This is a genomic window from Streptomyces plumbidurans (assembly GCF_019857225.1).
GTDB classification, from domain to species: domain Bacteria; phylum Actinomycetota; class Actinomycetes; order Streptomycetales; family Streptomycetaceae; genus Streptomyces; species Streptomyces plumbidurans.
On the sequence record NZ_JAFJSY010000002.1, the window covers coordinates 280957 to 292921 of the forward strand.

General features: G+C 72.7%; 7 protein-coding genes. 6 read left to right on the forward strand and 1 reads right to left on the reverse strand.

What is annotated here, in order from left to right:
• Positions 1-31: 31 nt before the first annotated feature.
• Positions 32-1174, forward strand: a complete 1143-nt coding sequence (locus JYK17_RS02690) for a PLL family lectin (protein ID WP_222809670.1) — start codon at positions 32-34, stop codon at positions 1172-1174.
• A gap of 77 nt (positions 1175-1251) precedes the next feature.
• Here JYK17_RS02690 and JYK17_RS02695 read toward each other — a convergent pair whose 3' ends face one another.
• The gene (locus JYK17_RS02695; RefSeq protein WP_108007003.1) at positions 1252-2361 is read right to left on the reverse strand and encodes an LCP family protein; all 1110 of its coding nucleotides are present in this window, start codon (positions 2359-2361) and stop codon (positions 1252-1254) included.
• 380 nt (positions 2362-2741) lie between these two features.
• Between JYK17_RS02695 and JYK17_RS02700 the strand changes: the two genes are divergently transcribed.
• From JYK17_RS02700 to JYK17_RS02720, 5 genes are read left to right on the forward strand one after another with little or no spacing between them, the layout of a single operon-like run.
• Positions 2742-4373, forward strand: coding sequence for a stealth family protein (locus JYK17_RS02700; protein ID WP_372464899.1), 1632 nt, complete (start codon positions 2742-2744; stop codon positions 4371-4373).
• 15 nt (positions 4374-4388) lie between these two features.
• On the forward strand, positions 4389-6014 hold the full coding sequence (locus JYK17_RS02705; protein WP_222809672.1) for a stealth family protein: 1626 nt from the start codon (positions 4389-4391) through the stop codon (positions 6012-6014).
• A 2-nt stretch (positions 6015-6016) separates the two neighbouring features.
• A complete protein-coding gene (locus tag JYK17_RS02710) occupies positions 6017-7792 on the forward strand; it encodes a stealth family protein (RefSeq protein ID WP_234548202.1) in 1776 nt (591 codons plus the stop codon).
• A complete protein-coding gene (locus JYK17_RS02715) occupies positions 7789-9885 on the forward strand; it encodes a glycosyltransferase family 4 protein (protein WP_222809674.1) in 2097 nt (698 codons plus the stop codon). Before JYK17_RS02710 ends, JYK17_RS02715 begins: the two co-directional genes overlap by 4 nt.
• A gap of 49 nt (positions 9886-9934) precedes the next feature.
• On the forward strand, positions 9935-11899 hold the full coding sequence (locus JYK17_RS02720) for a DUF8189 domain-containing protein (RefSeq protein ID WP_222809675.1): 1965 nt from the start codon (positions 9935-9937) through the stop codon (positions 11897-11899).
• Positions 11900-11965: the final 66 nt, after the last annotated feature.

The window sequence follows — 11965 nt, forward strand, 5'->3', positions numbered from 1 at the left end:
GCCGGGCGGCAAGGGAGGGGCGGGCCACGTCATGCGGACCGGATCCGGGCGCGGCGCCGCCCGACGCAGAACGACCGAGCACGCTGTCGCACACCGGGAGACCGGGGGTCACGGCGGACACGGGGGCCACGCGGCGGAGGCGACCGTGGACGGCCGCTGGCTGCTGCGCGGCAAGGACGGCCGGCTGACGGCCTACGCCCGCACCCGTGGCGGGCTGCTGCGCTGGACGGAGCTCCGGCCGGGCGGTCCGCACTGGACGGGCCCCGAGTTCTTCCCCGTGGCGGACCTGACCCATCTGTCGGTGGTCCAGGGGGCGGACAGCTACGTCCACTTCCTGGGGCGACGTGAGGTGCGCAAGGGCGACGGGCCGCCCGCCGTGGACATCGTGCACGCCATCCAGTACCAGACGAGCCGTCCGGTCACCGAGTGGCGTTCGCTGGGCAATCCGCACAAGGACCGGGAGAAGGCCGCACGCTTCGGCACACCCGTGGGCGCGGTGAGCGGGTCGGGGCGCGTGCACGTCTTCGCGCGCAACGCGGGGCGCGGTCTGATGCTGCGCCGCGAGGGCCCGACCGGGAAGTGGCAGCCGTGGGAGGACCTCCACGGCAGCGGGGTGCGGGACGGACTCGCGGTGACCTCCCACGCGTCCGGGCGCATCGAGGTGCTGGCGGGCGGCGGCCAGGACGCCATGTGGTGGCGGCAGGCCGAACCCGACGGAGGCTTCGGGCAGGAGCCGAACATCGCGCTGCAGGTCACCCCGGGCACGGCGGCCGCGCTGGAGACGGCGCCGGACCGGGCGACGTACTACTGGGCCGACCGGAACACCGGCGGGCTGGTCGCCCACCGGCCGGGCGGCTGGCTGATCCCGCTCGGGGGCGCCCCGGCCGCCGAGCCCCCCGCGCTGCTGCGGGCGCCGCTCGACGGCTACGACTGCACCGTGCTCGCGCACCGCGGCCTCGACGGCGAGGTCATGCTGGCGGTGTGCGGCACCGAGAACGAACAGGCGGGCCTTTGGTGGTCGCCCACCGGTGAGTCCTCCGCCGGGGCCCCCGCCCTGTCCCTGGACGCCCACGGCCGCGTCGTCATGGCCACCGTCACCAAGGACGGCGCCCTCCACATAGCCCGCCAGTCGGGCGGGCCGGGCCTGGCGCTGTCTCCGTCGGTACGCGTCTGACGGGCGGACGGACGGGCGCGCGCGGACGGACGCGGCGGGTGGCGGGGGAGGGTGCCGTGCCGCCCCCGCCCCGGCCGTCAGGAGCTCGACCCCGAACCCCCGCCCCGCGCCGGTGACTTCTTCGCCGACTCGGGGATCTCCTGGTCCTTGCGCAGGGCCGCCCAGAGGCGGTCGGCGTTCGGCTGGGCGGCGACCACGCGGTTCGGGTCCTGCACGTCGTACTTCACCGGCAGCATGATCGTCTCCATCGTGGCGGGGTCGATGCCGTTCATGCTGCGGGCGAACCTGGCGAGCTTGGTGAGGGAGGCGAGCCCCGAGTCGGTGGTGAGGGACTTGGTCAGGCCGTTGGCGATCCGGTAGGTCTTCGTGGGGCTGCCGAGCAGGTCCTGCTTCTTGATCTCGCTCAGCAGGGCGATCATGAACTGCTGCTGCAGACCGATGCGTCCGAGGTCGCTGCCGTCGCCGATGCCGTGCCGGGTGCGCACGAACTCCAGCGACTGCGTGCCGTCGAGCCGATGCGCACCGGCCGTCAGATCAAGGCCGCTGGACTTGTCGTGGATGTCCTGGTCGACGGTGATGTCCACCCCGCCGATCGCGTCGACGAGCCCCTTGAAGCCCGCGAAGTCGATCTCCACGAAGTGGTCGAGGCGGACGCCCGACATCTGCTCGACCGTCTTGACCACACAGGCCGGACCGGCCAGCGAGTAGACCGAGTTGAACATCACGCGCTTCGCGGAGGGCAGCTGCGAGCCGTCCTTCGCCCGGCACTCGGGCCGTGTCACCAGCGTGTCGCGCGGGATGCTCACGGCGACCGCCTTCCGCCGGCCCTCGGGTATGTGGATCACCAACGCGGTGTCGGAGCGCGCCCCCGCGACCTTGCCCGTGCCCAGGGACGCGTTGGCGCCGGAGCGCGAGTCCGAGCCGAGGACCAGGAGGTTCTGCCCCGACGTGGGCAGCTTCTCGGGGCGGTTGTCACCGATCGCCTTGTCCAGATCGACGCCCTTGATGTTGCCGTTGAGATCGCTGTAGATCCAGTAACCGGCACCGCCCGCGGCCAGCACCAGCAGGACGAGGCTCAGCGCGATCCAGCGCCAGATCCGACGGCGCCGACGGGGCGGCCTGGCCCGGCGGCGTGACGGTGCGTGCCCTGAGTCCCGGGGCCCCGTCTCCGTCTGGGCGTGCGTCATGTGCGTTCGGTCCTCTCTCCTCAACCAAATGGCTCGGGGCACGAGTGGGGGGAGAGGCCGGGCCCGTCTGCGGTGGTGGACGGTCGTCCACCGGTCATCAGACGTTCAGAAGCAATTAAGGGTTGTATGTGTTTTCTGTCATTTCTGACTGATCTTGACAGCTGTGTATGCGCTTGCTGATGATGTGCCGGTCCTGTGAAGGTTAAACATTCGGTGTGAACCGGCGACGGCTGCCTGCCGTCGCCGATGTGGTCGCATTTCGAGCCGGGGGGCACGAAGGCGAGCGACCACGAGTACTCACCTTCGGCCGTGCCGGGTGAGCAAGGGGAGGGTGGGGTGGCTGTGCTGCTGTGTGCGTCGGCCCGTGGGGGGCGATCGACGTGACGGCCGTATCCGATCATGCTGTGGGGCGGGCGCCGCGTCCGGCCGCCGGTCGAACCGCTCGAGGCGGTGCCGCGGCGCGTCCCGCCGCCGGCTCCGTGCCCACCACGGCGACCGCGGAGCACGGTGACGTCTACGTCGAGCCCGGCCTGACGCCGCTGTCGGCACGCGAGGCCAACCGCAGCGCGCTGACCGCCCTGCTCGACTCGGCCGGCGTCCCCCACTTCGCCGTCCGCGGCACCGCCGACCACGGCACGGTCGTCGCCGTCGCCGAGGAGTACCGGGAGCGGGTGCTGGGCGCGGTGTTCCGCGGGCTGAGCCAGTACCCGGGGCACCTGAGCGTGATCGACCCCGACGCACCCCGTCCGTCCAAGCCCGTGTCCTCCCGGGACTCCAGGGCCTGGCGCGAGGTCACCGCCGCGCGCGTCCTGCAGGTCAGCTGGTACCGCACCGACCCGGGGCGGCATCTGCTGCTCGGGCACGAGTACGGCTGCGCGGTCGAGTTCTGGCTGCGCAACGGCGGCTACCTCGTCGCGCCGCGTGCCAACCGCGCCACCTGGGCCGTCGCGGCCGACGGCCCGAACGTCCTCGGGGCGGCCAGACTGTTCAGTCGGTTCGTGTCGGACTGGACCCCGCGGCACCTGGCGCCCGCGCTCGCCACCCGCTCCGAGTTCCTGGTGAACTGCGCGGACGACATCACCTTCCCCGTCGACGCGGTCTACACCTGGGTCGACGGCAACGACCCGGCCTGGCAGCAGCGCAAGGCGCAGGCGAAGGGCGAGGTCTACCACGCGGAGTCGGCCAGCGACGCGCGCTTCATCAGCCGCGACGAACTGCGCTACTCGGTGCGCTCGTTGCACCTGTTCGCGCCCTGGATCCGCAACGTGTACATCGTCACCGACGACCAGGTCCCGCCGTGGCTGCGCGAGGACCTGCCCGGGGTGCGGATCGCCACCCACCGCGAGATCTTCCGCGACCGCTCGGTGCTGCCGGTGTTCAACTCGCACGCCATCGAGTCGCAGCTGCACCACATCGAGGGCCTGGCCGAGCACTTCCTGTACTTCAACGACGACATGTTCATGGGCCGCCCGGTGGCCCCGCACGCCTTCTTCACGCCGAGCGGCACCGCCCGCTACTTCCCCTCGCGCAACCGCATCCCGCAGGGCCCCGTCGTGGAGACCGACACCCCGGTCGACGCGGCGTGCAAGAACAACCGGGCTTTGCTGAGGAAACGTTTCGGCAGGGTGATCACCCAGCCGATGGAACACATCCCCTACGCCCTGCGCCGGTCCGCGATGGAGGAGGCCGAACGGGACTTCCCCGAGGCCTGGGCCCGCACGGCGGCCAGCCGCTTCCGCGCGATGACCGACCTGTCGCCCACCTCGTCCTTCGCGCTGTACTACGCGGCCCTCACCGGCCGTGCGCAACCGGGATCGATGCCCTTCACCTACCTGCAACTGGCGGTGCCGGACCTCGCAGACCGGCTGCAACGGCTGCTGGACGGCCGGGACCAGGACTCCTTCTGCCTCAACGACGCCTTCTCGACACCCGAGGACATCGAGGCACAGCAGGAACTGCTGGACGGCTTCCTCAACGCGTACTTCCCCACACCCAGCCCCCACGAGAGATGAAACGGAGTTCATGACGTGTCGGACCCGACGTCCATGAGCTCCGCGGCCAACGTCTACAAGCGCCTCGTCCCCCAGCCCGTACGCTCCGCCGCCGCCACCACCCTCCCGGTGGGCGTACGGCGCAAGGTCAAACGGGGTCTCGCGCGCACCCTGAGCCGCCGCGAGGCCCGGCTGCACCGGCGCGCCCTGCGCCGGGTGCGCAGGGCCGGACTCGGCAGCTCCGAGCGCCGCACCGAGGCACCCGACGGCAGAGTCGGCCACGTGCACAGCGGCCTCACCACCGACCTGGCCCGCCGGCTCGACCACGACCTGGTCACCCAGGCCCTGGACGCCGCCGAGATCCCCTGGTTCGCCGTGCCCGCCCTCGACGACCGGCGGATCTGCCTGGCCGTCGACCAGAAGGACAAGGGCGCCGTCCGCCGCGTACTACGCGCGTTGCTGGAGGACCACACGGGCTACGTCGTCTGCGTCTCACCCGCGAACAACGACACCCGCGAGCTGCCCGGCAGCCATGTCAAGGCGTGGAAGCACTACGGCAGGGCCAAGGTGATCCGCCTGACCTGGCTGCGCACCGATCCCACCGAGAACCTCTGGGTCGGCGACGACCAGGGCATCGAGATCGAGTTCTGGAGCACCAACACCGACCTGGCCACCGAGCGGCTGGTAGGCCCGCGGCCCAACCGTGTGCAGCGCTCGGTGCCCAGCGACGCACCCGGCGTCGAGATCGGCCTGGAACGGCTGTCCGGCTACTGCGACATCGACGGCGACCTGGAGCCGACGATCACCCTGGAGAACTTTGACGTCCTGCGCCTGGAGGAGATCACCTTCCCCGTCGACGCCGTCCTGCTGTGGCAGCACGCGACCCCCTGGGGCGAGCAGCTGCTGCGGGCCGCACTGCGCTCCCTGCACCAGTACGCGCCCTGGGTGGACGTCGTCCACGTGGTCGCCGAGGCGAGGCCGCCGGCCTGGCTGGTCGCCGACGACCGGCTCACCGTCGTCCGCGCCCGGCCCGGCTCCGAGTGGCATCTGGACCAACTGCCCGACCTGGCCGAGCACTTCCTGCTGCTGCGCCCCGGCGCCCTGCTCGGCCGGCCGGTGCGGCCCTTCGACTACTTCACCCCGAACGGCACCACCCGCCCACGGCGCGGCCCCTGGAACGCCCAGGAGTCCTTCGCCCCGTGGACCCGCACCGCCCACTCGGCCGCCGGCCGCGTCGTCGCGCACGGCTACGCGCACGGCCCCCAGCCGCACCGCGTCGAGACGCTCGCCCGGCTCACCGCCACCGGCGTCGCGCCGCTGCCGCTGGAGGACGCGCAGTGGCTGCCCGTCGTGCCCGGCACACACCCGCTGGACGGAGTGGTCCACCACCTCGGCCACACCGCGGGCCTGGCCGACCCCTCCGGCGAGGCCACCGTGGCCCTGCACGCCGCGCTGCCCGGCATCGCCAACCACTTGGAACGGCTCCTGGTCCGCCGTGACAGCCAGCACATCCAGCTGTTCGGCCTCGGCACCGACGAGGCCCGCGCCCGCGGCGGCACCAAGGCCGTCACGAGCTTTCTGCACCGATACTTCCCCGTCCCGAGCATCTTCGAGGGCGGTCCGGGCACCGACGGACACGACGAGACGGACAAGCAGCCGTGAGCATGGGCAACCCCGAGGCCTCCGCCGCGGTAGGCGCGTACCGCACCCTGGTACCGGCGGGCCTCAGACGCCGCATCGCGCGCCGGGTGCCGCTGCGCCTGCGCATGGTGCTCAAGCAACTGCTGCGCCGGCTGCACACCGTGAACCTGATGGCCCGCGTCGTCCGCGGCGCCCGGGCACGGCGACGCTGGCCGCACCTGTCCGGCGCGGGGGAGCGGCTCGCCGCCCTCGCCGGGCACGGCGCGCGGATCGCGCTGATCCGCCCTGCCGTCTCCCCGCTCGGTCTGCGCGAGGCCAACCTCGAACTCGTCGTCACCGCCCTGGAGGAGATCGGCGTCGACTACTTCGCCGTACGCGGCAGCTCCGACTTCCGCTCCTGCCTCGCTGTCGCCGAGGCCGACCGGGAGCGGGTCGGCCAGGTGCTGGAGCGGTGCGCCGAACGCAGCCCCGTCCATCTGCGGGCCTGCCGGGGCGAGTCGGCGCAGGGCCGCACCGTACTGGCCGGGTCGCGGGCGGGCCGCCGACTGGCCCGGCACGCGCGCGTGCTGCGGGTCGGCATGGTGTGGAGCGACCCGGCCGGCTCCCTGGTCCTCGGCCTGGAGCACGGCTGCGACATCGAGTTCTGGCGTCCCGAGGACGGGCGGCTGCACGCGCCGCGCCCCAACCGGGTCACCGAGGACGTCGCCCTGGACGAACCCCGGGTCACCGTCCCGGTCAGCCGGCTCACCGGCTTCGCCGCCCTGCACACCCGCCGCACCCGCTCGGTGCGCACCATCCGGCCGTGCGCCGACCCGCTGCCCGAGGACGTGCGCTTCCCCATCGACGTCGTCTACACCTGGGTCGACGGCAGCGACCCCGCGTGGCAGCGGCGGCGCGGCGCGTACGGCGAGCACGGTTACCACACCGAGTCCGCCAACGCCGCCCGCTACATCAGCCGTGACGAACTGCGCTACTCCCTGCGCGCGTTGGAGCAGAACGCCCCCTGGGTGCGCCACGTCTACCTGGTGACGGACCGTCAGCGCCCGGCCTGGCTCAACGACCACCACCCGCGCATCACCGTCGTCGACCACTCGGAGATCTTCGACGACCCGAGCGCGCTGCCCACCTTCAACTCGCACGCCATCGAGAGCCGGCTGCACCACATCAAGGGCCTGAGCGAGCACTTCCTCTACTTCAACGACGACATGTTCCTCGGCAGCCCCGTCACCCCGCAGGACTTCTTCCTCTCCAACGGCATGACCCGCACCTTCTTCTCCCCCTCGCAGGTGCCCCGTTGGGACCTGACCCCCGTGGACCGCCCGGTCGACGCGGCCGGCAAGAACAACCGCCGCCTGCTGCAGGACCACTTCGGCAGCGCCATCGTGCAGAAGCTCCGGCACGCCCCCTACGCCCTGCGGTGCAGCGTGCTGGCGGAGATCGAGAACGAGTTCGCCGAGGACCACCGCCGCACCTCGCACAGCCGGTTCCGCAGCGCGGCCGACATCTCCATCCCGTCGTCGCTGTACCACTACTACGCCTACTTCACCGGCCGGGCCGTCCCCTCGAACATCACCTTCGCCTACCTCGACCTCGCCAGGCCCGAGATCCAGCGCAGGCTCGGCATCCTGCTCGCCCGCCGCGACCGGCAGGCGTTCTGCATCAACGACACCCTGTCCGACGGCCATGACACCGAGCACCAGACGGCGATGCTCAGCCGCTTCCTGCGGACCTACTACCCGGTGCCGTCCCCCTTCGAGAAGAAGGAGCGTCACGACCAGAAAGAACCCCAGGCCCGGTGAAGATCTCCTTCCTGATCAACAACATCTACGGCATCGGCGGCACCAACCGCACGGTCATCAACCTCGCCGAGGCACTCTCCGTCCACCACGACGTGGAGATCGTCTCGGTGTTCCGGCGCACCACCGCCACCAAGTTCGAGATCTCCCCGCGCATCACCGTGCGCGCCCTGGTCGACCTGCGCCCCGGCTCCGCCGACAAGGGCGCCGCCGGCAGCGACGAGCCGAGCGAAGTGGTGCCGCGCCAGGAGGAGTTCTACGCGCAGTACAGCCGCTTCACCGACGGACGCATCATCCGCGACCTGCAGAGGACGTCCGCCGACGTCGTCGTGGGCACCCGTCCCAGCCTGAACCTCTTCGTCGCCGCGCACACCCGCGACGGCGCCCTGCGCGTGGCCCAGGAACACATGACGCACCTGGCGATCCCGCCCGCGGTGCGCGCCGAGATGGCCCGCGTCTACCCGCGGCTCGACGCCATCACCACGGTCACCGACGCCGACGCCCGCTCCTTCATGGAGAACACGCCGATCGCCGGCATCCCCGTCGTCGGCATCCCCAACAGCGTGCCCGAACCGTCCGTCGCCCCCTCCGACTGCTCCCACAAGGTCGTCGTCAGCGCCGGCCGCATGCACCACATCAAGCGCTACGACCTCCTCATCCGCGCCTTCGGTCAACTGGCCCACGAGTTCCCCGACTGGCAGCTGCGGATCTACGGCGACGGCGGCGAGGCCGGCAAGCTGCGCGCGCTCGTCACCGAACTCGGCCTGACCGGACGGGCGTTGCTCATGGGCGGCTTCTCGCCCATCGAGTCCGAGTGGGCCAAGGGATCCATCGCCGCGGTCACCTCCAGCGCCGAGTCCTTCGGCATGACGCTCGTCGAGGCGATGCGCTGCGGACTGCCCGTCGTCTCCACCGACTGCCCCGTCGGCCCCCGCGAGATCCTGCGCGACGGCGAGGACGGCTTCCTCGTGCCCAACGGCGAGGTCGAGGGCATCGCCTGGGGACTGCGCCGCCTCATGGCCGACGACCCGCTGCGCCGCGCCATGGGCGCCGCCGCCCTGCGCAACGCCACCCGCTACGACCCCGCCGCCGTGGCCGACCGCTACGTGGAGCTCTTCGAGGACGCCGCCCGCCGCCGCGCCGCAGCCCACCGCGGCTACCGCGCCCCGGCCGGAGCCCGCGCGTCCGGACCGGAGCAGCTCACCGTGCCGCCCGTCTCCATCGGCGCCGCCACCGTGGACATCACCGCCGACGACGCGGGCTGGCTGCGGCTGTCCGCCGACGGGCCAGAGGAGGGGCGCCGCCGCCGGCGGTTCGTGCTGCGCCACAGGCCCTCCGACGGCGAGCCCCGCCCCGACCTCCCGCTGCGCACCTCCCGCAAGGATCTGGACAACGGCGGCACCCGCTACACCGCCGTCCTGACCCCCTCCGCCCTCGACGAACTCGGCGACGGACGCTGGCAGGTGACGATGAGCGCCGCCAAGTCCTCGCCCGTGCACATGAAGGCGGGCGTCCGCGACACCCGCGCCCTCATCGACGCCCGCGCCCGCCTGATCGCCCGTCCCCCGACCGGCCCGGTCGGCTGGAACCTGCCGTACGCCCAGCCCAACGGCAGGCTGATGCTGCGTACCGTCGTACGCGAGCAGCACGTCGAGTGCACCCAGGTCGAGTCCGCGGACGGCGCCGTCACCGTGCGGGGCGTGCTGACCGGGCCACGCCGGATCGAGCCGGGCGCGCTGTTCGTCGTCAGCCGCCGCGGCCGCCACAGCCGCACCTTCTCCGTGCCAGTCGAGGTCCTCGGCCGCCAGACGTTCCGCGCGCAGGCACCGCTGCGCCAGGTCGTCGACCACCGGCTGGAGCGCTGGGAGGACTGGGACTGGTGGCTGCAGCCCGACCCGTCCGACCGGCGCAAGGTGCGCGTGTGCCATCTGCTGGAGGACTTCCCCGACGTCAAGGGCGCCTACGTGTACCCGTCCGTCCCGCTGGTCGGCGACGAGGTCTCGCAGTACGCCGTGGTGCACCCGGCCCGCCCGGTGTGGGTGCGGCCCTACTGCTCCGCCTCCGGCGCCATGGCCATGAACGTCGTGGACCGATGAAGGCGCCGGTCGCCGTGACCCCGCTCAACCCGACGGCCGAGGAGGGCCGATGACCGAACCCACCCGCTCCGTCCTGCACATCGTCGCCCACCAGGACGACGACCTGTACTTCATGAACCCCGACCTGGTGCGCTCCCTGCAGGACGGCGACCGGATCACCACCGTGATCGTCACCGCGGGCGAGGGCGACGGCGTCAACGCCGACACCGACGACCCCCAACGCGCCGCCCTGGCACCGGACTTCGCCCGCTACAGCACCGAGCGCGGCTGCGGGCTGCGCTCCGCCTACGCCCGTATGGCCACCGGCGACCGCGACCACCCCTGGCGGCGCGAACCCGTCGACCTGGTCCCCGGGTTCGCCGCCGAGCGGTTCACCCTGGCCGACCACGAGGTGAACCTGTACTTCCTCCAGCTGCGCGAGCAGGCGCCCACCGAGCGCAGCACCCGCACCGGGCTGCACGACCTGTGGGAGGGCGCCCTGCGCACCCAGCCCACGCTGCCGGTGCACGGCTGTACCGTCGGCCAGGTCCAGCACGTCGGCCGCGACCAGCTGATCGCCGCCCTGACCGCCCTCCTCGGCCATGTCCGCCCCACCACGGTGCGCACCATGGACCCCGACCCCGAACACGACGGCGGACGCGCCGAGTTCGTGTGCTCCGACCATGCCGACCACACGAGCACCACCCAGTTCGCGCTCGCCGCTCTCGCCCGGTACCGGGAGGGCGGCCACAACCCGGTCGTCGAGCACTACCGCGCCTACGCCAACCGCTTCTGGGGCTACAACCTCGACTCGGCCGCCGTCACGGAGAAGACCGAGTACCTGGCGACCTACAGCGGCCTCGACGCGCCCGCCCGCTGCCCGCACGGCACATGCCACACCTGCGGCGACCGCCAGTTGGGGCCCAACCCGCTGCGCAGCACGCACATGATGAGCGCCGCCTCCCGCTACTCGCCGACCACGAACTGGCTGCGGCTCGGGCCGGGCGGCCGGCTCAACGCGTTCGCCGTGCTGGCCGGGCGGCTCGCCTTCTGGACGGAGACCGGTCCGGCGAGCGGCGAGTGGAAGGGCCCCTTCGTGCTCGGCGACGGCTGGATCGCGCCGACGCTCGCCGTCACCGGCCTGCCCGGCGGCCCCGCCGAACTCGTCGGCCTGCGCCGCCAGAACGTCGTCGGCGGCGGGGTCACCGTCGACGTCGTGCACACCGTGCAGGACCCGGGCGGCAACGGGTTCAACGGCTGGCAGACCCTGGAGAACCCCGACTGGACGCAGGGCGACGGCCGCCGGCAGCGCGAGGTGGGTGTGCCGTCGGCCGCGGTGGACGCGGCAGGCCGGCTCCATGTCTTCGTCCGCACCTTCGACCAGGGCATCGCCTGCCGCCGCCGGGAGGCCGAGGGCACCTGGCTGCCGTGGGAGAACCTCGGCGGCTCCTTCGTCCAGGACGCGGGCTGCGCCCTGACCACCGAGCGCGGCACCGTCGAGCTGTATGTGCCGGGCAAGAACACCGTCTGGCGCTGGCACCAGACCGCACCGGGCGGCCCCTTCCAGCTCGACGACACCTTGCGGACCGGCCGCCCCGCCACCGGCGGAGTCACCGCCGTCGACTCCGGTGACGGCCGCACCTGCCTGTACTTCCGTGAGGCCGGCACCGGGCAGGTCATGGCCTACCGCCGGCACGCCGACGGCCGCTGGCCCGGTTCCGGCGCGGGTCTCGGCGGTCACGGCGGCACCGGCGCCGTCGCCGCCCTGTGGGCCCCCGAACGCGGCGCCCGCGAGGCCTTCCTGGCCCACCGCGGCAGCCGCGGCCGTCTCGTCACCTCCCTGCCCGACCGGGACAAGGAGGTCTCGGGCACCCACTGGCGCGAGTCCGGGGAGATGTTCGCGCAGGCCCCGGCGATGGCCCACGACGCCACGGGCGCGCTCGTCGTCGCGGTCATCGGCACGGACGGCCGGCTGCACACCCGCCGCCAGCTGTCCCCGACGGCGGGCAGCCCCCTCGGGCCCTGGCGGTCGTAGCGGGACAGGCGCCGTACACACAGCGAGGGCCTCCGCCCGCCGGCGGAGGCCCTCTTCAGCCGTGTC

Bases quoted from the DNA above. Each gene is read 5' to 3' on its own strand.
- JYK17_RS02690 (WP_222809670.1), top strand. From the start codon at position 32: ATGCGGACCGGATCCGGGCGCGGCGCCGCCCGACGCAGAACGACCGAG.
- JYK17_RS02695 (WP_108007003.1), bottom strand. From the start codon at position 2,361: ATGACGCACGCCCAGACGGAGACGGGGCCCCGGGACTCAGGGCACGCA.
- JYK17_RS02710 (WP_234548202.1), top strand. From the start codon at position 6,017: ATGGGCAACCCCGAGGCCTCCGCCGCGGTAGGCGCGTACCGCACCCTG.
- JYK17_RS02720 (WP_222809675.1), top strand. From the start codon at position 9,935: ATGACCGAACCCACCCGCTCCGTCCTGCACATCGTCGCCCACCAGGAC.